Origin of the sequence: Rhizobium sp. AG207R (assembly GCF_027109195.1) — a bacterium.
In the GTDB taxonomy this organism is placed as follows: domain Bacteria; phylum Pseudomonadota; class Alphaproteobacteria; order Rhizobiales; family Rhizobiaceae; genus Rhizobium; species Rhizobium dioscoreae.
Genome location: NZ_JAEPVT010000002.1, coordinates 422,664 through 442,871, shown reverse-complemented (window position 1 = coordinate 442,871; position 20,208 = coordinate 422,664). Strand labels below are relative to the sequence as shown.

18 protein-coding genes are annotated in these 20,208 nt (G+C 61.4%); 15 read left to right on the top strand and 3 right to left on the bottom strand.

The window, feature by feature from the left end; all coding sequences use genetic code 11:
* Positions 1-68: 68 nt before the first annotated feature.
* From JJQ51_RS06115 to JJQ51_RS06090, 6 genes are all read left to right on the top strand, one after another.
* Positions 69-1,445 (top strand): cache domain-containing protein, encoded by a 1,377-nt coding sequence (locus JJQ51_RS06115; protein WP_113330951.1) that lies wholly within the window; start codon positions 69-71, stop codon positions 1,443-1,445.
* Positions 1,442-2,083, top strand: coding sequence for a response regulator (locus JJQ51_RS06110; RefSeq protein ID WP_113330952.1), 642 nt, complete (start codon positions 1,442-1,444; stop codon positions 2,081-2,083). The genes JJQ51_RS06115 and JJQ51_RS06110 overlap by 4 nt, the downstream gene beginning before the upstream one ends.
* Before the next feature lie 267 nt (positions 2,084-2,350).
* Entirely contained in the window at positions 2,351-2,548 is a 198-nt protein-coding gene (locus tag JJQ51_RS06105) for a DUF3311 domain-containing protein (RefSeq protein ID WP_068391887.1), read from the top strand.
* On the top strand, positions 2,538-4,013 hold the full coding sequence (gene mctP, locus JJQ51_RS06100) for a monocarboxylate uptake permease MctP (RefSeq protein ID WP_113330953.1): 1,476 nt from the start codon (positions 2,538-2,540) through the stop codon (positions 4,011-4,013). The genes JJQ51_RS06105 and mctP overlap by 11 nt, the downstream gene beginning before the upstream one ends.
* A gap of 299 nt (positions 4,014-4,312) precedes the next feature.
* Positions 4,313-7,195 carry an isoleucine--tRNA ligase gene (gene ileS, locus JJQ51_RS06095; protein ID WP_269244458.1) on the top strand — a complete coding sequence of 961 codons (2,883 nt, stop codon included), beginning with the start codon at positions 4,313-4,315 and terminating at the stop codon, positions 7,193-7,195.
* A gap of 134 nt (positions 7,196-7,329) precedes the next feature.
* Entirely contained in the window at positions 7,330-7,959 is a 630-nt protein-coding gene (locus JJQ51_RS06090) for a hypothetical protein (protein ID WP_113330954.1), read from the top strand.
* Between the two features lie 95 nt (positions 7,960-8,054).
* Here JJQ51_RS06090 and JJQ51_RS06085 read toward each other — a convergent pair whose 3' ends face one another.
* Positions 8,055-8,513, bottom strand: a complete 459-nt coding sequence (locus JJQ51_RS06085; protein ID WP_113421452.1) for a nucleoside deaminase — start codon at positions 8,511-8,513, stop codon at positions 8,055-8,057.
* 72 nt (positions 8,514-8,585) lie between these two features.
* Between JJQ51_RS06085 and JJQ51_RS06080 the strand changes: the two genes are divergently transcribed.
* The 3 genes from JJQ51_RS06080 to JJQ51_RS06070 are packed head-to-tail and all read left to right on the top strand — an operon-like array spanning position 8,586 to position 11,966.
* The gene (locus JJQ51_RS06080) at positions 8,586-10,508 is read left to right on the top strand and encodes a pseudouridine synthase (protein WP_269244422.1); all 1,923 of its coding nucleotides are present in this window, start codon (positions 8,586-8,588) and stop codon (positions 10,506-10,508) included.
* A 6-nt stretch (positions 10,509-10,514) separates the two neighbouring features.
* Positions 10,515-11,081 carry a 16S rRNA (guanine(966)-N(2))-methyltransferase RsmD gene (gene rsmD, locus JJQ51_RS06075; RefSeq protein ID WP_113330957.1) on the top strand — a complete coding sequence of 189 codons (567 nt, stop codon included), beginning with the start codon at positions 10,515-10,517 and terminating at the stop codon, positions 11,079-11,081.
* Between the two features lie 18 nt (positions 11,082-11,099).
* Entirely contained in the window at positions 11,100-11,966 is an 867-nt protein-coding gene (locus JJQ51_RS06070; RefSeq protein WP_113330958.1) for a patatin-like phospholipase family protein, read from the top strand.
* A 54-nt stretch (positions 11,967-12,020) separates the two neighbouring features.
* On the opposite strand, the gene JJQ51_RS06065 is transcribed toward JJQ51_RS06070, so the two are convergent.
* On the bottom strand, positions 12,021-13,841 hold the full coding sequence (locus tag JJQ51_RS06065) for a monovalent cation:proton antiporter-2 (CPA2) family protein (protein ID WP_113390233.1): 1,821 nt from the start codon (positions 13,839-13,841) through the stop codon (positions 12,021-12,023).
* 150 nt (positions 13,842-13,991) lie between these two features.
* On the opposite strand from JJQ51_RS06065, the gene JJQ51_RS06060 reads away from it, so the two are divergent.
* The 6 genes from JJQ51_RS06060 to lpxK all read left to right on the top strand — a co-directional run bounded on the left by JJQ51_RS06060 (position 13,992) and on the right by lpxK (position 19,861).
* Positions 13,992-15,344, top strand: coding sequence for a TldD/PmbA family protein (locus JJQ51_RS06060; RefSeq protein ID WP_269244421.1), 1,353 nt, complete (start codon positions 13,992-13,994; stop codon positions 15,342-15,344).
* A gap of 27 nt (positions 15,345-15,371) precedes the next feature.
* A complete protein-coding gene (locus JJQ51_RS06055; RefSeq protein ID WP_113353847.1) occupies positions 15,372-16,178 on the top strand; it encodes a 3'(2'),5'-bisphosphate nucleotidase CysQ in 807 nt (268 codons plus the stop codon).
* A gap of 61 nt (positions 16,179-16,239) precedes the next feature.
* Positions 16,240-16,485, top strand: a complete 246-nt coding sequence (locus tag JJQ51_RS06050; RefSeq protein WP_015338950.1) for a DUF4170 domain-containing protein — start codon at positions 16,240-16,242, stop codon at positions 16,483-16,485.
* A gap of 178 nt (positions 16,486-16,663) precedes the next feature.
* A complete protein-coding gene (gene waaA / locus JJQ51_RS06045) occupies positions 16,664-17,983 on the top strand; it encodes a lipid IV(A) 3-deoxy-D-manno-octulosonic acid transferase (protein WP_152095511.1) in 1,320 nt (439 codons plus the stop codon).
* 12 nt (positions 17,984-17,995) lie between these two features.
* Positions 17,996-18,727 carry an HAD family hydrolase gene (locus JJQ51_RS06040; protein WP_269244420.1) on the top strand — a complete coding sequence of 244 codons (732 nt, stop codon included), beginning with the start codon at positions 17,996-17,998 and terminating at the stop codon, positions 18,725-18,727.
* Between the two features lie 84 nt (positions 18,728-18,811).
* Positions 18,812-19,861: a tetraacyldisaccharide 4'-kinase gene (lpxK, locus tag JJQ51_RS06035; protein ID WP_113390231.1), complete on the top strand. Its 1,050-nt coding sequence runs from the start codon at positions 18,812-18,814 to the stop codon at positions 19,859-19,861.
* Positions 19,862-19,890: 29 nt separating this feature from the next.
* Here lpxK and JJQ51_RS06030 read toward each other — a convergent pair whose 3' ends face one another.
* The gene (locus JJQ51_RS06030; RefSeq protein ID WP_069612411.1) at positions 19,891-20,121 is read right to left on the bottom strand and encodes a DUF2093 domain-containing protein; all 231 of its coding nucleotides are present in this window, start codon (positions 20,119-20,121) and stop codon (positions 19,891-19,893) included.
* Positions 20,122-20,208: the final 87 nt, after the last annotated feature.

The window sequence follows — 20,208 nt, the reverse complement described above, 5'->3', positions numbered from 1 at the left end:
CAAGAGACTGTTGAATTCATGCCCGACAAGGGTCATTGTTCCGCGCCGGTTCTTGGGAGGAGCAATCGTTGACACTACGCAACCAGATTATTGCGCTCGCGCTCGCGCCTCTCGTCATCTCGATCCTGGCAATCACTGCCTTCATTACCTGGCAGTCGACCAATCTTACCAAGAGCAATATCGAGACCTTCGAACAGAACATGCTGAGGGCGAAGGAAACGGAGATCGTCAACCTTACAAATCTTGCCGTGTCGGCCATTCAGGCGATCTATCGGGACGCAGCCCCGGACGATCAAGCCGCTAAGGACAAGGTAGCCGCGATCCTGACGTCGCTTGATTATGGCCCGGACGGATACTTCTTCGTCTACGACTATGATGGCAACAACATCGTTCATCCGCGCGAGAGATTTCGTAACGGGCGCAATTGGATCGATTTGACCGATCCGGACGGCGACAAGGTCATCGCGGAGCTCATCAAGACCGCAAAAGCCGGCGGGGGCCTGCACCAGTACAAATGGGAGAAGCCTTCCACCGGCCGCGTCGCCGATAAGCTCTCATTCGCTGTCGGCCTTGATAAATGGCACTGGGTTGTCGGAACCGGCGTCTATCTGGATGATATTTTCACCCAGACTGCGGCGGCCAATGCCGCCATGCGGGCAAACATAAAAGGAACCTTTGTCGTCGTTACACTCATTGCCGTCCCTGCTGTTCTGGTCGTCTTCACGACCTGCATGCTCTTGACCTTCCGTGAGCGACGCATGGCCGATGGTCGGCTGAAGGAGCTGACGCAAAGAGTGATTGATACGCAGGAGGAGGAACGCGCCCGCCTTGCGCGTGAACTGCACGATGGCGTGTCGCAGAATCTCCTCGGCGTGCGCTATGTCATGGACCTTGCCAACCGCAAGGTACGAAACCAGGTCGATGATGCCGCCACGACGATCGAGAAGGGTATCGATACCCTGAACAGCGCAATCAAGGACATCAGGCGGCTCTCGCATGATCTGCGTCCCCGCGTGCTCGATGATCTTGGCTTGACGGCGGCGCTGACCGCGCTCGCGAACAATTTCGCCGAGCGGACCGGGATCGCAACCGAGATCGAGGCTTCCGGCTTCACCAGCATGCTGAAGCCGGAAGCCAATACCGCGCTCTACCGTGTCGCGCAGGAGGCCTTGAACAACGTGGAGCGCCATTCCGGGGCGACGGTTCTTGCGATCAAACTTTGGAGTGATCGCGGGCGTGCACGCTTGAGAATTTCGGACAACGGCATTGGTTTTGACGGCACTGGCGACGGCAAAGGCGGACTTGGGCTGAGGAACATGCAGGAGCGGATGGCACATTTCCGCGGCCTGCTTCTCGTCCAGAGCAAGGCCGATGGTACGACACTGATTGCGATGCTGCCGAAATCGGCCAATGCCTCGCCAAGAGCAAAGGTGGATGCGGCATGAAAAGCGACAGGATCAGTGTTCTGTTGATCGACAATCATCCCGTGGTGTTGGACGGATTGAAAGCCGTGCTGGAGACGTTTGACCACATAGAGGTGGTCGGGACAGCAAACCTTGCGCAGATCGGCCTGGAGGTCGGGCGACGGACGCTCCCGCAGGTTACCTTGATGGATATCAATATGCCGAAGCTGAGCGGTATCGAGGCGATCGAGCTCTTTCGCCGGGAGCTTCCGGAGACGAGGATCGTGATGCTGTCCATGCATGACAGCCGCGAATACATCTCCTCGTCGATCATGCGCGGTGCGGTCGGATATATCCTCAAGGATGTCTCGACGGATGAAGTCGTCTGCGCCATCGAGACGGTAGCGGCCGGCGGGACTTATTTCTCGTCCGGCGTTCGCGACATACTGGTGGCAGACACGGCGCAAAATGAGGCTGATCCTCTGACCCCGCGCGAGCGGCGCATTCTGGGCTTGATCGTTACAGGCAGGAGTAATCGCGAGATTGCCGAAGAACTTCAGATCACGCCCGCGACGGCGGAAACGCATCGCAAGAATTTGAAGAAGAAGCTTGGCATCGCAACGACCGCCGGTCTGATCCGCTACGCGCTTGACCACGGCATCGCAACCGCGGCGGGCTGACGTCCGCCTACCCACTTCTGGGTAGGTTTGACGATTTCGCATCAGCTAATATCTTGTTCGGACGGTAGACTCGCCGTAGGACTTTATCAGCGGCTGCCCGCAGGCGGGCCGTTGGGAGGAATTCACATTCGTTGGTCTGGCCCTGCATGGCCAAAGCTCCTCGGCTTCGGCCCTAGGGCGCACATTGCAATCGCAGACTGATGCACCCCTTCCACTCTGACAACTGCAACAAGGTGGCGCGCAGACACCGCGTGAGAGGTATCGGACATGGACAAACGTTTCGGGACGGCGGCCTGCTGGCTGCTCGTCATTCCCTACATAGGCTTGCTTTGGGTCCCCTTCTACAACAGCCACGATCCGGTGCTGTTGGGTTTCCCCTTCTTCTACTGGTATCAGCTGGCCTGGGTGCCGATCACCGCCTTCCTGACCTGGATCGCCTATCGGAGCATGCGCCATGATGACTGATATCGATCCGACAGCTCTTGCCGTCTTCATCTTCTTCCTGGCCCTCGTGACCGTCATGGGCTTTGTCGCTGCCCGCTGGCGCCGACCGAAGACTCTTGCCCATATTGATGAATGGGGTCTTGGCGGCCGCACCTTCGGCACCTGGATCACCTGGTTCCTCGTCGGCGGCGACTTTTACACCGCCTATACGGTCATCGCAGTTCCAGCCCTGGTCTACACTGTCGGTGCCTATGGCTTCTTCGCGTTGCCCTATACGATCGTCGTCTACCCGTTCGTCTTCATGGTCATGCCGCTTCTCTGGAGGCGTGCGAAGGACCACGGCTATGTCACGGCGGGCGATGTCGTCCACGGGCAATATGGCTCGCGGGCGCTGGAACTGGCGGTCGCTCTGACGGGCGTCATCGCCACCATGCCCTACATTGCCCTGCAGCTCGTCGGCATGACGGCGGTGTTCAAGGCGCTCGGACTTCATGGCGAATTGCCGCTTGCCGTCGCCTTCATCATCCTGGCGCTCTATACCTATTCGGCTGGCCTTCGCGCCCCGGCGCTGATCGCCTTCGTCAAGGACATCATGATTTATATCGTGGTGATCGCGGCGATTGCGCTTATTCCAGCCAAGCTCGGCGGTTATGCCAATGTCTTTGCGGCCGCCGATGCGGATTTCAAGGCCAAGGGCGCGGGCAGCCTCCTGCTCGGTGGCAACCAGTACGTCGCCTACGCGACTTTGGCGCTCGGCTCCGCGCTGGCGGCCTTCATGTATCCGCATACGCTGACCGGCATCTTCGCCTCCAACAGTGGTAATACCATCCGCAAGAATGCGGTGCTGCTGCCGGCCTATACGCTGCTGCTCGGTCTCCTGGCACTGCTCGGCTATATGGGCCATGCGGCGCAACTGAAGCTGGATAGCCCGAACGATGTCGTTCCGGCGCTATTCCAGACGCTGTTCTCGAGCTGGTTTGCAGGTTTCGCCTTCGCGGCCATCGCCATCGGCGCGCTCGTTCCCGCGGCCGTGATGAGCATTGGCGCTGCCAATCTCTTCACCCGCAACTTCTGGAAGGCCTATGTCGATCCGCAGGTTTCCGATGCCGGCGAGGCAAAGGTTGCCAAGATGACCTCGCTCGTCGTCAAGGTCGGCGCGCTTCTCGTCATCATTTTCCTGCCGACGCAGTTCGCGCTCGATCTGCAGCTTTTGGGCGGCATCTGGATATTGCAGACGCTGCCGGCCCTGGTCTTCGGCCTCTATACCAAGTGGTTCCGTGCGCCGGCTCTGCTTGTCGGCTGGTTCGTCGGCTTCTTTGGCGGCACCTATCTCGTCTGGGATGCCGGCTGGAAGCCGCTGCATATGGTCCCCCTCGGCGAAGCGGGTTTCACTGTCTACACCGGACTGCTGGCGCTTCTTGCCAATATCGTCGTGGCGATCATCGTCAATGCGGTGATGCCGGCGCGGGCGGAAGCACGGGCCTGATCCGAACAATGCCCTTATGGCCGCGGATGGAAACGTTCGCGGCCATTCTCTATGCCGGCTGCGTTGTTTCCTCTTCCTTTCCTTGGAAAAAACGCCTATGAACCGGCGACCATGACCCAATTTCGGCTGAGCCTATCGATACGAATTATTGGCCCGGCCTTCCGCGCGCTCTAAGCTGCCGGAAGGTCCGGGTTTTTGGCGTCTCGTTCAAGAGGCGCTTTCCGCCGCCGAAAAATCCCCATATGGCTGCGCCAGTTCAGGCGCAAGACGCCCGAGACACCGAGGCAATTGTCACGACTATGACCGATACCGCTGAAAAGATGGATTACTCCAAGACCCTTTACCTGCCGGAAACCGATTTTCCGATGCGCGCCGGGCTGCCGCAGAAGGAGCCGGAACTGGTGAAGCGCTGGGAGGAGATGAACCTTTATAAGAAGCTGCGCGCTTCCGCCGCCGGCCGCGAAAAGTTCGTGCTGCACGACGGCCCGCCCTACGCCAATGGCCATATCCACATCGGCCATGCGCTGAACAAGATCCTGAAGGACGTCATCACCCGCTCGTTCCAGATGCGCGGCTATGACAGCAACTACGTTCCCGGCTGGGATTGCCACGGTCTGCCGATCGAATGGAAGATCGAGGAAAAGTACCGCGAGAAGGGCAAGAACAAGGACGAGGTCCCGGTGAACGAGTTTCGCCAGGAATGCCGCGACTTTGCCGCCGGCTGGATCAAGATCCAGTCTGAGGAGTTCAAGCGCTTGGGCATCACGGGCGATTTCGACAATCCCTATCTGACCATGAATTTCCATGCGGAATCCCGCATCGCCGGCGAACTGTTGAAGATCGCCCGCACCGGTCAGCTTTATCGCGGCTCCAAGCCGGTCATGTGGTCGGTGGTCGAGCGCACGGCGCTTGCCGAAGCCGAAGTCGAATATGCCGATGTCGAGAGTGACACGATCTGGGTGAAGTTCCCGGTGGCTGAAGGCCCGGCGCATCTTGCAGGTGCCTTCGTCGTCATCTGGACGACCACCCCCTGGACGATCCCCGGCAATCGCGCGATCGCATACTCCTCGCGCGTCTCCTATGGCCTCTATGAGGTCACGGAAGCCGCCAATGATTTCGGCCCGCGTCCCGGCGAGAAGCTTGTTTTCGCCGACAAGCTGGCAGAAGAGTCCTTCGCCAAGGCAAAGCTGCAATACAAGCGACTGGCGGATGTGACCGCTGCCGATCTGGCCGCAGTCACCTGCGCGCACCCGCTTGTCTCGCTCGGTTATGGCTTCAAGGTGCCGCTGCTCGATGGCGATCACGTCACCGATGATGCCGGTACGGGCTTTGTGCACACCGCACCCAGCCACGGCCGCGAAGACTTTGACGCCTGGATGTCGCATGCACGCGATCTTGAAAAGCGTGGCATCTCCTCCGCCATCCCGTTCCCGGTCGATGATGCCGGCTTCTACACCGCCGACGCCCCGGGCTTCGAAGGCGGCCGCGTCATGGACGACAACGGCAAGAAGGGCAATGCCAACGATCTCGTCATCAAGGCGCTGATCGAGACGAACACGCTTTTCGCCCGCGGCAGGCTGAAGCATTCCTATCCGCATTCCTGGCGCTCGAAGAAGCCGGTCATCTTCCGCAACACGCCGCAATGGTTCGTCTATATGGACAAGGACTTTGCGGATGGTTCGACGCTGCGTTCGCGCGCCTTGAAGGCGATCGACGACACCCGCTTCGTGCCGGCTGCCGGCCAGAACCGTCTGCGCGCCATGATCGAGCAGCGCCCGGATTGGGTGCTGTCGCGCCAGCGGGCCTGGGGCGTGCCGATCGCGATCTTCGTCGACGAGCAGGGCAACATCCTGCAGGATGACGGCGTCAACGCCCGCATCCTCGAGGCTTTCGAGCAGGAAGGTGCTGATGCCTGGTTTGCCGAAGGTGCGCGCGAGCGCTTCCTTGGCGAGAAGGCCAACGAGCCCTGGACGCAGGTCATGGACATCCTCGACGTGTGGTTCGATTCCGGTTCGACCCACACCTTCACGCTGGAAGACCGCCCGGACCTGAAGTGGCCGGCGGATGTCTATCTCGAAGGCTCCGACCAGCATCGCGGCTGGTTCCACTCGTCGCTGCTCGAAAGTGCCGCGACCCGCGGCCGTGCGCCTTACGATACAGTCGTCACGCATGGCTTCACCATGGACGAACAGGGCCGCAAACAGTCGAAGTCGCTCGGCAACGTCGTTGCCCCGCAGGACGTGATGAAGGACGCTGGCGCCGATATCCTGCGCCTCTGGGTCATGACCACGGACTACTGGGAAGATCAGCGCCTTGGCAAGGCTATCATCCAGACCAATGTCGATGCCTATCGCAAGCTGCGCAACACCATCCGCTGGATGCTCGGCACGCTGGCGCACGATAAGGGCGAAGTGATCGCCTATGCCGACATGCCGGAGCTTGAGCAGCTGATGCTGCACCGTCTCGCCGAGCTCGACGAGCTGGTGCGCGAAAGCTACGACGCCTTCGACTTCAAGCGCATCGCCCGCGCCTTGATCGATTTCGCCAATGTCGAGCTGTCGGCCTTCTACTTCGACGTTCGCAAGGATGCGCTCTACTGTGATGCGCCGTCGAGCCTGCGCCGCCGTGCCGCTCTCGCCGTTATCCGCACGATCTTCGATTGCATGGTGACGTGGCTGGCGCCGATGCTGCCATTCACCACGGAAGAGGCTTGGCTCTCGCGCAATCCGTCGGCGGTTTCCGTTCATCTCGAGCAGTTCGTCACCGTTCCGGCCGAATGGAAGAACGAGGCGCTGGCCGAGAAGTGGAAGAAGATCCGCGCTGTGCGCAGCGTCGTCACCGGCGCGCTGGAAATCGAGCGCAAGGACAAGCGCATCGGCTCCTCGCTGGAGGCTGCCCCGGTGGTCTACGTCGCCGATCCCGAGCTGTTGAAGGTGCTCGAAGGGCAGGACTTCTCCGAAATCTGCATCACCTCCGGTATCACCATCCTTGGCGAACAGGGGCCTGCGGATGCCTTCCGTCTCGACGACGCCGCGAAGGTCAGCGTCGTGCCCAAGCTTGCCGAAGGCCGCAAATGCGCCCGTTCGTGGCGCATCACCACGGATGTCGGCTCGGATCCGGAATACCCGGATGTGTCGGCTCGCGATGCGGCGGCACTGCGCGAGCTGATGGCTGTCAACTGAAGAAAGTTGCCGGATGAATTGCCTTTGCGGCATTCATCCGGTAAAAGCTGCCTGAAAATGGCCTGAATTTTACGGCAGTTGCCGTTGAATGGGGTCCTATTGCGTTTATTCCGGCATGGCTGGGAAGGGTTTTCATGAGAGCGATGCATAAGGTTCGTGTCGGCGTCAGCTTGGCGGCACTTGTGGTTGGCTGCGGCGCCATGTCCGGTTGCCTTAGCAGCCCGACTTACGGCACCGACAAGACGGCCGGCGTCCAGCTCCTCGATGACCTCGGCGATATCGCCTCCGTTTCTGCCGCAACGCCGAAGGACAAGGGTGTAAAATACCCGAACAGACCTGGTCTGGTTATTGGTGGCGACAAGAACACCCTGACTCAGCCGCAGCAGTCGCTGGCCAGCAAGGACAACCCGGCCTGGCTGGAATCGCCGGAAGATGCCCGCAAGCGCCTTGCCGCAGAAGCCGACGAGAAGAAGAACGACGTCAACTATCGCTCGCCGCTGGCTCAGGCCGACAGCGCCAAGAACCATCTGAGCGAAGCGCAGCAGACGGCTGCCTATCGCGCTGCCCGTCAGGACCAGGCCGGCACCTATATCGATCAGCGTCGCTATCTGATCGACCCGCCGCAGCAATATCGCCAGGTATCCGATCAGGCTGCTTTGAACGATCTCGGCACGCCCGAGTCGAAGAAGGAAAAGAAGCGCAAGAAGGATGCCGAGGCTGCGCAGCAGACCAACAACAGCAGCTGGTGGAAGCCTTTCCAGTAAAAAGATTTCAAGGCGGCGGCAGCTGCATAATCCTTGAATCGGAATCGATTTAAGGGAAAAAATGCAGAATTTTAAAGTGTTACAGCGCCGCTTTTTCAGTCTTCGGAGCGTTTCGCTTGGAAGAAAGCTCGGAGGATGTCGGCGGATGCGGTTTCGCCGAGGCCGGAATAGACCTCCGGCGCATGGTGGCAGGTTGGTTGACGATAGAAGCGGACGCCATTGTCGACACCGCCGCCCTTCGGATCTTCGGCACCATAATAGAGACGGCGGATGCGCGCGAACGAAATGGCGGCGGCGCACATGGTGCAGGGTTCCAGCGTCACATAGAGATCGGCGCCCGCAAGACGTTCCTGGCCCAGTTCCTCGCAGGCCAGGCGGATGGCGACGATTTCGGCATGCGCGGTGACGTCATTGAACTCGCGAGTGCGGTTGCCGGCCGCCGCGATGACCTTGTTGTCGAGCACGACGACGGCGCCGATCGGCACTTCGCCACGTTCTCCAGCGCGGCGCGCTTCGACCAAAGCAAGCTCCATGAATTGATTTGTAGCCGCCATTCAAGTTTTTCCACTTAACCGCAAGGGCGTGACCTGATAGGAACACGCGTTAAAAATTCAGGCAAACAACAAATGACGATGAATGACAAGCCCAAGCGGCCTGGGTCTAAACCCTTTGCTGGCGACAAGAAGACGGTAAAACGGGATGGCGCGAAGCCTGCGAAGGTAGCAGCCGTCAAAGCTGCGGAAGCGACCGCGGTCGAGGATGGAAAGGCCGAGCGCATTTCCAAGGTGATGGCGCGCGCCGGCGTAGCGTCTCGCCGCGATATCGAGCGCATGATCCTGGATGGCCGCGTCAAGCTCAACGGCGTGCTCCTCGATACGCCCGTGGTCAATGTGACGCTCGCCGACAAGATCGAGGTCGACGGCGTGCCGATCCGTGGCATCGAGCGCACCCGCCTGTGGCTCTATCACAAGCCGGCAGGCCTGGTGACCACCAATGCCGATCCGGAAGGGCGTCCGACCGTTTTCGACAACCTGCCGGACGAGCTGCCGCGCGTCATGTCGATCGGCCGTCTCGACATCAACACCGAAGGTTTGCTGCTGCTGACCAATGACGGCGGCCTTGCCCGTGTTCTGGAATTGCCGACCACCGGCTGGCTGCGCCGCTATCGCGTGCGCGCCCATGGCGAGATCGATCAGGAAGCGCTCGACAAGCTGAAGGAGGGCATTGCCGTCGATGGCGTGCTTTACGGCTCGATCGACGCAACGCTCGACCGCACGCAGGGGTCCAACGTCTGGATCACCATGGGCCTGCGCGAAGGCAAGAACCGCGAAATCAAGAACGTGCTCGGCGCGCTCGGCCTCGAGGTCAATCGCCTGATCCGCATCTCCTATGGCCCGTTCCAGCTCGGCGAGTTGCCGGAAGGCCATGTGCTCGAGGTGCGCGGCCGCACGCTGCGCGATCAGCTCGGTCCGCGCCTAGTCGAAGATGCCAAGGCGAATTTCGATGCGCCGCTCTATAACGCCCCGGCCGTGGCCGAGCCGGAAGAGGCGGATGCTGGGAAGCCGGCTCGCACGGCCAAGGAAGAGCGCCCGCGTCGCGAGCGTCCCGAGGATAAGCGCGAGCGCGCCTTGAGCCGTCTGGACACCAAGCGCGATGCCAAGCGTGATGATCGCCGCGAAGGCGGCCACAAGGACGACGACCGGGCGAAGCGCCAGCCGCTCGGCCCGCGCCGCAGCGCCAACGTCTGGATGGCGCCAGGCGCCCGCCCGCTCGGTGAAAAGGCGGCAGCGAAGGCCGCCAAGAATGCAAAGACCGCCTTCCGCCGTGGCGAGATTGAACGCCCACAGCGCAGCGGCTTCGACCGTGCGGATGAAGGCCCGCGCGTCCGCATCAATCGCGTCGACGAAGGCGATGGCGAATGGATTCGTTCGAGCGAGGAAGCGCCGCGCAGGTCGCGTGGCGACGACGAGGGCTTTGATCGCAAGCGCTCGCGCGGCGATCGCCCCCAGGGTGATCGTCCCGCCCGTGGGGAACGACCGTTTGGTGATCGTCCCCGCGGCGATCGGGCGTTTGGCGATCGTCCGCGCGGCGAACGCAGTTCTCGGTCGGAGAGTGGTGACCGTCCTCGTGCGAAGTCCTTCCAGGGTGAAGCCCGCTCCGAACGGTCCTTCGGAGATCGACCTGCGCGCGGCGACCGGCCTTTCGGCGACAAGCCTCGTGGCGACCGGCGTCCGCGTGCCGAGGGAGACGAGCGTCCGCGCAACAAGTCTTTCGGCGGTGAACAGCGCTCCGAACGCCCCCGCGGCGATCGCCCGTTTGGTGATCGTCCGCCCCGTGGTGACCGACCCTTCGGCGATCGGCCGGCCGGCAAGCCCTTCGGCAAGAAGCCTGGCGGCAAATCCTTTGGCGGTAAGCCGGGCGGAAAGCCCGGTGGCTCGCGTGGCTTTGGCGGCAAGCCGGGTGGCGCAGGTCGCCCATCCGGCGGTCCGCGCGGCGGTTCCGGTCGGGGTGGCCCCGGCAGGGGCGGCCCCAAGGGCGGCAGGGGCTGACGCGCGGTGAGGATCGTCGGCGGTGAGTTTCGCGGTCGCTCGCTTGCAACGCCGAAGTCGAACGATATTCGTCCGACGGCGGATCGCACGCGCGAAAGCCTGTTCAACATCCTGAACCACGCCTATCCCGAGGCCATCGATGGCACGCGGATGATGGACGTTTTTGCCGGCACCGGCGCCGTCGGGCTGGAGGCAGCCTCGCGGGGCTGCCGTCACGTGCTCTTCGTGGAAAGCAGCGTCGAGGGCAGGGGCCTTCTCTGGGAGAACATCGATGCGCTCGGCCTGCATGGCCGCACGCGCATGCTGCGTCGTGATGCGACGGACCTCGGCAGCGTCGGCAATCTCGAACCCTTCGATTTTCTCTTCGCCGACCCGCCATACGGCAAGGGGCTGGGCGAGAAGGCTTTCGCGGCCGCTGCCGCCGGTGGCTGGCTGGTACCGGGCGCTCTGGCGATCCTCGAGGAGCGCGCCGATGTCACAGTTGCCGCGCCGTCTGATTTCCTGTTTCTGGAGGAGCGAATCTTCGGCGACAGCAAGATGCATTTCTTCCGTTACCAGCCGCTGGCGGCCTGACGGAGGAAGGAGAACACTATGGGCGATTATGCTGATTTCGTCGGCAGCGACTATCCGCTCGCCGCCTCCGGCACGCCGAGCGTCGCAGTCGCCTTCGGCTGCGGCGGTGCGCGCGGTCTCGCCCATATTCATATCATAGAGGCGCTGGACGAACTCGGCATTCGCCCCGTCGCCATAGCAGGCTCCTCCATCGGTTCGATTATGGGCGCGGCCATGGCCGTCGGCATGAGCGGTGCTGAGATCCGCGATTATACCCTGGCAACCGTCGGTAATCGCCCGGCCGTTCTCAACAAGATCTGGAGCCTGCGGCCGGTCAGCATGCGCAGCATCCGCTTCGGTCAATTCAATCTCGAACGCATTCTGCGCACCTTCCTGCCGCCGGCCATCCCGGAAAGCTTTTCCGAGCTGCACATCCCGCTGAAGGTGGTCACGACCGATTATTACGACCAGGCGGAGGTCGTCATCGAGAAGGGCGAACTCTTCCCCGTGCTCGCCGCTTCTGCGGCCATTCCCGCCGTGTTCATGCCGGTCAAGCTCGGAGACCGCGTAATGATCGATGGCGGTATCATGAATCCGGTTCCCTATGAACATTTGGCCGGTCTTGCCGATATCATCATCGGCATCGACGTCGTCGGCGGGCCGGAAGGCAGCGGTCGACAGGTTCCGAACCGTATCGAGAGCCTGTTCGGTGCCGGCCAGCTCACCATGCAGTCCAATATTGCCCTGAAGCTGCGCCTGCAGGCACCTCAAATCTTCCTGCGCCCCGCCGTCGGCCGCACCGGCGTCCTCGATTTCCTGAAGGCACGCGACATTCTCGCCATGTCGGCCGGCATCAAGGACGAGCTGAAATTCGCGCTCGACCGGGTGATGACCGCGAAGAATTAGTATCCGCCAATAAGCCGCTGGCTGTGTTTCGCCAGGATTATGCAAACGAAGCGACTAAACCCGCTCCGGCTCTTCTTGTGGCAATGCCACCAGATCGTCGGCGTCGCTGTAAGTGTCGGCGGCACGCTTCGGCTTGACCAGCGGTTCGGGCTTGACCGGGCGCGAATAGAGCATGTCTGTCCCGGCCTGCAGGCCCTCGCTCACCTGTAGTACGAGCCTTTGCTCGTCGCGCTTGCGGATATCCTCGCCGATTTCATAGGCCTCGGCTTCGCTGACGCCAAGTGCTTCCAGGGTGCGGCGGCCGAAGAGCAGGCCGGATTCCAGCGTCTCGCGCAGCTCATAATCCACGCCTTTGTGACGCAGCTCGATCGAGTGAATACGGTCATAAGAGCGGACGAAAAGGCGCGCATGCGGATAATCCGTCTGCACAAGTTCGACGATCTTGTCCGTCACCTCGCGCAGATGCGTGCTGACGACGACGATCTTGGCGCGGTCAATGCCGGCCGAGCGCAGTACGTCCTTGCGAGTGCCGTCGCCGAAATAGATCCGGAAGCCGAAGCTCGATGCCTGGCGGATGCGGTCGGCGGAGAAATCGATCACGGTCACGTCGCGGCCGCTGGCAAGCAGGATCTGTGCGGCAATCTGGCCGAAACGCGAAAAGCCGATCATCAGCACATCGGAACCGGCGCCCTCGAAATCCTCGTCCAGTTCTTCCTGCGTATCGCCCTTCACAAGCCGTTTCGCCAGCGCGGAACTGAGCGGTGTCAGCGCCATCGATAGCGTCACGATGGCGATCAGCATCGATGCCGTGTTCGCCGAGAAAAGATTGCCGCTGGCGCTGGCCGCGCTGAAGAGCACGAAACCGAATTCGCCGCCTTGCGGCAGCAGCCCCGCGATACGGACGGCATCATTGTGCGGCGAGCCTGCGACCCGGCAGAGCGCATAGATCACGACCGCCTTGATGACCATCATTACCGGGACGGCGAGCACGATCATCACCCAGTTGTCGAGGATGACGTCGAGTTTCAGCGATAGGCCGACTGCGATGAAGAAAATGGCGAGCAATACGCCGCGGAAGGGCTCGATATCCGCTTCCAGCTCATGCCGATAGGAGGATTCCGCCAGCATCACGCCGGAGAGAAAGGCTCCCATCGCCATGGAGAGGCCGGCGAGCTGCATCAGCGTTGCCGATCCCATGACGACGAATAGGGCTGCGGCAATCATCGCCTCGCGCGCGCCGGTGCGTGCGATCACCTGAAACAGCGGCGTCAACAGGTAACGGCCGGCGATGATCATCGCTGCGACGGCGCCGATGGCAATGGCGAGACTTGGCAGTGGATTGGCGGTTTCCTGCGCGCCGTCGAGCACGGTGATCAGCGCCAGCAGCGGCACGATGGCAAGATCCTGCAGCAGCAGCATCGAGAAGGAGCGCTGGCCGTATTTCGTGTTGACGTCGCCCTGTTGCTCGAGGATCTGCATCGCGAAGGCGGTCGAGGAAAGCGCCAGGCCGAAACCGATGATGATGCTGCCCTTCCAGCCGGCAATGCCCTCGAAATAGGCGGCCACCATCAGCGCAAGTCCGCTGAGAACCACCTGTGCCGTGCCGAGGCCGAAAATATCCCGACGCATCTGCCAGAGGCGGGACGGCTTCAGTTCCAGGCCGATGATGAAGAGCAGGAAGACGACGCCGAGTTCGGCCACGGCCAGCACGGCCTCGCTGTCGCTGATGCTGTGGAGAATCGGCCCGATCACAACGCCGGCGGCGAGATAGCCGAGCACCGTGCCAAGCCCCAGTTTCTTGAAGATAGGCGCCGTGACGACGGCACCGCCGAGCAGCAGCAGGGTTTCAGTGAAAAGCGTATTGGGGGCGGACATCGTCTGTTTCTTTCCGTGGGGCAGGCGGTGTTGCGACGCTTGGTCATGATAAACAACCATGCGTGAAGGGATTAGAACAAGAATCGGCTTTGCCGCCCTTGATGCTTTATGTAGTGCACAATAAATGGAACGCGAAGGAAAGGCCAAGTCATGACCTCTGAAATCGATTCCGCCACTCTGCTTTCCCGTGCCAGCCAGTTGATCGACCTCGCCCGGAAAGCCGGTGCGGATGCCGCCGATGCCGTCGTGGTGCGGTCGAGGGCCCATTCCGTCAGCGTCCGTCTCGGCAAGGTCGAAGGCACGGAATCCTCCGAGAGCGACGACTTCTCGCTGAGGGTCTTCGTCGGCAATCGCGTGGCGAGCGTTTCGGCCAATCCCGGCTTCGATCTCAACGCTCTTGCCGAACGCGCGGTCGCCATGGCCAAGGTTTCTCCGGAAGATCCCTTTGCCTGCCTCGCTGACGAAGCGGATCTCGCCAAGAGCTATCCCGATCTCGAACTGTTCGATCCGACCGAGGTCTCCACGGAGCAGCTGCGCGAAGCGGCCCTTGCGACAGAAGCTGCGGCACTCGCTGTTCCTGGCGTCACCAATTCTTCCGGTGCCGGCGCTTCGGCCGGCATGGGCGGCCTCGTGCTCGTCACCTCACATGGTTTTGCCGGCCACTATATGGGCTCGCGCTTCGGGCGCTCCGTCAGCGTCATTGCCGGCGAAGGCACCGGCATGGAGCGCGACTATGATTTCGACAGCCGCCTCTATTTCGCCGATCTCGATGCGGCCGAAGAGATCGGCCGCCGCGCCGGCGAACGAGTCGTCAAACGGCTCAATCCGCGCCAGGTTCCGACGGGCAAGAACGTCACCGTCGTTTTCGACCCGCGCGTCGCCCGCGGCTTCGTCGGCCATATTGCCGGCGCGATCAATGGCGCTTCCGTCGCCCGCAAGACCAGCTTCCTGCGCGACAAGATGGGCCAGCAGGTGCTGAAATCGGGCCTCTCGATCACGGACGATCCGCTGATCGTGCGTGGCCCATCCTCGCGCCCCTTCGACGGCGAGGGCGTATCGGGCAAGCGGCTCGTCATGATCGAGGACGGCGTGCTGCAGTCCTGGTTCCTGTCCACGGCAACCGCGCGGGAAATCGGCGGCGGACTGAAGACCAACGGCCGCGGCGTGCGCGGCGGTACGTCCGTATCACCCGCGTCCACCAACCTGGCGCTGGAGCCGGGCGATATTTCGCCGGAGGAATTGATCCATAGCGTCGGTACGGGCTTCTATGTGACCGAGCTGATCGGCCAGGGCGTCAACATGATAACAGGCGAGTACAGCCGCGGTGCCACCGGTTTCTGGATCGAGAACGGCGAATTGACCTTCCCGGTTTCGGAGGTGACGATCGCCTCCAACCTGAAGGACATGTTCATGCGCGTGACGCCGGCAAACGACATCGACCGCGATTTCGGCATCGCTGCTCCGACGCTTGCCATTGAGGGCATGACGCTGGCAGGCCGCTGAGAAACGAGCGGAGATTGGAATTAATCAATGATCGATAGCAAGGCCGGCCAATTGAGCGACGTGAACCTGATCGTGGGTGCCGCGCTCGAGGCGGGCAAGATCGCTCTCGGTTTCTTCCGGCAATCGCCGGAGGTCTGGTGGAAGAACAACGGCCAGTCCCCGGTCAGTGCTGCCGATTTTGCGGCGAACGAAAGCCTTGCCGTCACATTGCGCTCGGCGCGCCCGGACTATGGTTGGCTTTCCGAGGAAACCGACGACGATGCCGAGCGGTTGAAGCACGCGACCGTCTTCGTCGTCGACCCCATCGACGGCACAAGGGGATTTCTTGCGGGCCTGGATCTTTGGTGCGTCAGCGTCGCCGTCGTCACCGATGGGCGGCCTGTGGCGGGCGTGCTCTACGCGCCGGCGCTTGACGAGCTTTTCGTGGCGACGGCTGGTGGGGAGGCCCTGAAGAACGGCAAGCCGATCCGCGTGTCTCAGAGAGTCGGTGATGACATCCATCGGCTGGCGACCGGCGAGGAGATGTTGAAGGGCGTCGATCCGGATTTTCGCAAGACGGTCGAGCGGGTGAAGCACGTGCCGTCGCTCGCCTATCGCCTCGCCATGGTGGCGGACGGGCGCCTCGAAGGAACGATCGTCAAGCGCAACTCGCATGACTGGGATCTGGCCGCCGCCGATCTTATTCTGGAGCGGGCCGGCGGCGCGCTCGTGGACCTTTCGGGCAATACCCTCAGCTACAATCGCGCCGAAGTATCGCATGACGAGCTTTGCGGTGCATCGGCAGCGCAATTACCGGAGTTTCTTCGTCAACTATCGAACCGACGAGACGGTTGACCTTTCCGTCAAAATCCCGCAGATGAAGGACGGAGGGGGACGACAGTAGAAAGAGACGAAAATGACTGATACCAGCGGCAAAAAGCAGCTCCTGCACCTTGTCTTCGGCGGTGAATTGGAAAACCTCGAAGAGGTCCAGTTCCGCAATCTCAACGAGCTCGATATCGTCGGCATGTATCCCGACTATGCGAGCGCGCTGGTGGCATGGAAGTCCAAGGCGCAGCAGACCGTTGACAATGCCCATATGCGTTATTTCATTGTCCACCTGCATCGTTTGCTCGATCCGCAGGAAAAAGCGGCATCCTAAGCGCCTCGCACCGAATTTTGCATTTGATATCTCTATCCGGTACAGCCCCGTCGCTTTAAATCCGGTCATGAAGCAGTATCTTTGACACAATAAGAACGAAAATTCGGCTGTTTATTCGGCCGGTTGATAATCGGGATTTGGCATTGATGGTGATCAGCTGGGATAGGAGGCGAACGAAATGAGTAGCCTCAGGGCGCGTCTTGCCTTGAGCGCCTATCGCTTTGGCGGAATCGCAGTCTATCCATTCATCGGGCCTTATCTCGCGGTTCGCGCGGCCAAGGGCAAGGAAGATAGTTCCCGCAAACTGGAGCGCTCGGGTTATGCGAGCGCCAACCGCCCGCAGGGGCCGTTGATCTGGTTCCATGCCGCGAGCGTGGGGGAAACCTCGGCCGTCATTCCGTTGATCCGCGAGATCCGTCGCCGCGATATTCACGTTATCCTGACGACGGGCACGATCACCTCCGCCAAGGTTGCGCAGCAACGTCTTGGCGAAGAGGTCATCCATCAATACGTGCCGCTCGATCTCAAGCCCGCCATCAAGCGCTTCCTCGACTACTGGCAGCCCGATTGCGCCATTTTTGCCGAATCCGAGATCTGGCCGACGACGATCATGGAGCTTGGCCGCAAGCGAATCCCGCAGATCCTCGTCAACGCCCGCATGTCGGATCGATCCTTTGAACGCTGGAGCCGGCATCTCTCGCTTGCCGAGGCGTTGTTTGAAAATCTGGCGCTGGTCGTGGCCCAGTCCGACCTCGACGCCGAACGCTTCCGCGATCTCGGCGCTTTGCAGGTTCTGAAATCGGGCAATCTCAAAGTGGATACGGATGCGCCGTCCTATGATGCACCGACGCTCGCCGGCTACATGAAGCAAATCGGCGACCGCAAGACCTGGGCCGCGGTCTCCACTTTCGAGGGCGAGGAGGGTGCTGCAGCCTCCGTCCATTCGATGCTGAAGGAGCATAACGGCCAGCTTACCATCATCGTGCCGCGCCATCCCGAGCGCAGCGACGCGATCGAGGCTATGCTCGCTGAACAGGGTCTCAAAGTGGCGCGCCGCACTCGCAACGATATCCTTTCGTCCGATGTCGATGTCTTCCTTGGCGATACCATCGGCGAGATGGGGCTTTATCTGCGGATGACCGAAGTCGCCTTCATGGGCAAGTCGCTGTTCAATGAAGGAGGCCAGAATCCGCTTGAGCCGGCCATGCTCGGTTGCGCGATCCTGACCGGCGGTCATGTCCAGAATTTCCGCGATTCCTATCAGCTGCTCGCCCGCCGCGGCAGCGCCCGCATGGTGCGCGATACCGAGATGCTGGCGCGCGGCGTCCATTATTTGCTCACCAACGACACGGCACGGCGCAGCATGATCGATGCCGGCTTCGCAGCCGTGCATGAAATGCGTGGTGCACTGGCAGCAACGGTGAAGGGGCTGGAGCCTTATATCAATCCGCTTTCGGTCAAGGCACGGCTGATGCCGAAGACGATGGCGAACGGATAAGAAGGGAAGGGCATGACAGCGGCCAAGCTGGGAGCGATTGCGGGCATTCTTTTTGACAAGGACGGCACGTTGCTCGACTATGACCAGAGCTGGCTGCCGGTCAATCGTGAGCTCGCACGCATCGCTGCTCAAGACGATCCTATCCTCGCCGATCACCTTCTCTCCGCCTGCGGCATGGACCCGATTTCCGGTCACATTGTGCCCGACAGCCTGCTTGCCGCCGGCAATACCAGGCAGATTTCCGAGGGGCTGGTGACCGCCGGCTCGAAAGTGGATGTCGCGGAACTGGTGGAAAAACTCGATGCGCTTTTTGCGCATGCGGCCGATTTCTCTTCGCCGGTGACAGATCTCGCCGCCTTCTTCCGGCGCCTGCATAAGCGCGGCTACAAGCTTGGCATTGCCTCCAGCGATAATGAGCGCTCCATCCGCCAGACGGCGCGCCGCTTCGGCTTCATCGACTATGTCGATTATATCGCCGGCTACGACAGCGGCTTCGGCACCAAGCCGGAGCCGGGAATGGTACTCGGCTTTTACGCCGCGACCGGCCTTTCGCCGGCACAGGTCGCCGTCGTCGGCGACAATAATCATGATCTCCACATGGGCCGCAATGCCGGTGTGGGCCTGACCGTCGGCGTGTTGACGGGCACCGGCTCGCGCGAAACGCTGACGGCGGCATCGGACTATTGCCTCAACGACATTACCGAGCTGGAAAGCCTGCTCCTGCCTGTGGCACAATCGGCCTGATCCTGGCAATGGCTTGCTTTTTCACGCAATCTGGCCTTTCTTGCCGCTTTGTCGCGGGCACAAGAATAGGGCTGGATTAGACGCATGGTATCGGAAGCCCCACCTTTCTGGTGGCGAAAGCCGGATTGGCGTGCCTGGGGGCTCTTACCCTTTTCGTTCCTGTATGGCCGTATCGCCGGGCATCGCATGGTGAATGGCAAACGGGCTTCCGTGCCGGTGCCTGTTATCTGCGTCGGTAATTTCACGGTTGGCGGCGCCGGCAAGACGCCGACGGCGCTTGCACTTGCCCAGGCAGTGAAGGCGAAGGGGCTGAAGCCTGGTTTCCTGAGCCGCGGTTATGGCGGCTCGCTCGATGTCACCACGATCGTTGATCCCTCGCACCATCATGCCACGGCTGTTGGCGACGAGCCGCTGCTGCTTGCCCGCGAGGCGCTGACGGTCATTGCCCGTCGTCGGGCCGATGGCGCGGAAAGGCTGGTGCGCGAGGGCGCCGACATCATCATCATGGATGACGGTTTCCAGAGCGCGCAGCTCGCCATCGACTATGCCCTTGTGGTGATCGATGCCGGCAGAGGTATCGGCAACGGGCACCTCGTTCCAGGCGGTCCTGTGCGCGCGCCGCTGCGCACGCAACTCCTCTTTGCATCCGGCCTGCTGAAAGTCGGCGAGGGTACTGCCGCCGATCGCGTCGTTCGCCTTGCGGCAAGGGCGGGGAAGCCCTTCTTTTCCGCAAGCGTCAGGGTGCGCGGGCAGGAGGATATGCGCGGCCGCAAGGTACTTGCCTTCGCCGGCATCGCCGATCCCGCCAAGTTCTTCCGCACAGTGGAGACGCTAGGGGCTGAGATCGCCGTCCGGCGCAGCTTCGGAGATCACGAACATCCTGGCGAAGACGACGTCTCCGACATGCTCGACATCGCCTCGCGCGAAGGGCTCGAGATCGTCACAACCTCGAAAGATTATGTCCGCCTCATTGGCCATCATGGCCGCACCGAGGAATTGCTGCAGCGCTGCAGGGTGGTCGAGATCGACATGGTCTTTGCCGATCCGCAAGCGCCGGCGCTGATCATCGACAGGGCTATTGCCGCCGCGCGCGAGCGACGCTTGAAGGAAAAGCGCGGCAGCAAGGCGGCTTAAAACAGGTCTGACTATTCAGCGGCGAAAAGTCAGCGCTTTTGATTGGGAAGGGCGCCAGCGCGCTTTTCGGCCTCGAGCGAGGTGATGACATCGGCATAGGGTTCCTGCCGGGCAACGCTCCAGTAGCGCAGCTCATCGAGAGCGATATGTTTGCCAGTCATGGCGCAGACGACATAGGAGCCCGGCATCAGGATCTGGAAATCGCCGTCGAGATAGCGAACTTTCGCCTCGCGGTTTCCATGTCCTTCGAAAAGATTCATCTGATGCCGTCCTTGATCTCTGTCATCTATTTGCCATACCGCACTACAGCGCCGCACGTCAAATATGACGCGCAAAGGTCGCTGTGA

Bases quoted from the DNA above. Each gene is read 5' to 3' on its own strand.
- JJQ51_RS06110 (WP_113330952.1), top strand. From the start codon at position 1,442: ATGAAAAGCGACAGGATCAGTGTTCTGTTGATCGACAATCATCCCGTG.
- JJQ51_RS06105 (WP_068391887.1), top strand. From the start codon at position 2,351: ATGGACAAACGTTTCGGGACGGCGGCCTGCTGGCTGCTCGTCATTCCC.
- mctP (WP_113330953.1), top strand. From the start codon at position 2,538: ATGATGACTGATATCGATCCGACAGCTCTTGCCGTCTTCATCTTCTTC.
- ileS (WP_269244458.1), top strand. From the start codon at position 4,313: ATGACCGATACCGCTGAAAAGATGGATTACTCCAAGACCCTTTACCTG.
- JJQ51_RS06090 (WP_113330954.1), top strand. From the start codon at position 7,330: ATGAGAGCGATGCATAAGGTTCGTGTCGGCGTCAGCTTGGCGGCACTT.
- JJQ51_RS06085 (WP_113421452.1), bottom strand. From the start codon at position 8,513: ATGGCGGCTACAAATCAATTCATGGAGCTTGCTTTGGTCGAAGCGCGC.
- JJQ51_RS06080 (WP_269244422.1), top strand. From the start codon at position 8,586: ATGACGATGAATGACAAGCCCAAGCGGCCTGGGTCTAAACCCTTTGCT.
- JJQ51_RS06070 (WP_113330958.1), top strand. From the start codon at position 11,100: ATGGGCGATTATGCTGATTTCGTCGGCAGCGACTATCCGCTCGCCGCC.
- JJQ51_RS06065 (WP_113390233.1), bottom strand. From the start codon at position 13,841: ATGTCCGCCCCCAATACGCTTTTCACTGAAACCCTGCTGCTGCTCGGC.
- JJQ51_RS06060 (WP_269244421.1), top strand. From the start codon at position 13,992: ATGACCTCTGAAATCGATTCCGCCACTCTGCTTTCCCGTGCCAGCCAG.
- JJQ51_RS06055 (WP_113353847.1), top strand. From the start codon at position 15,372: ATGATCGATAGCAAGGCCGGCCAATTGAGCGACGTGAACCTGATCGTG.
- JJQ51_RS06050 (WP_015338950.1), top strand. From the start codon at position 16,240: ATGACTGATACCAGCGGCAAAAAGCAGCTCCTGCACCTTGTCTTCGGC.
- waaA (WP_152095511.1), top strand. From the start codon at position 16,664: ATGAGTAGCCTCAGGGCGCGTCTTGCCTTGAGCGCCTATCGCTTTGGC.
- JJQ51_RS06040 (WP_269244420.1), top strand. From the start codon at position 17,996: ATGACAGCGGCCAAGCTGGGAGCGATTGCGGGCATTCTTTTTGACAAG.
- lpxK (WP_113390231.1), top strand. From the start codon at position 18,812: ATGGTATCGGAAGCCCCACCTTTCTGGTGGCGAAAGCCGGATTGGCGT.
- JJQ51_RS06030 (WP_069612411.1), bottom strand. From the start codon at position 20,121: ATGAATCTTTTCGAAGGACATGGAAACCGCGAGGCGAAAGTTCGCTAT.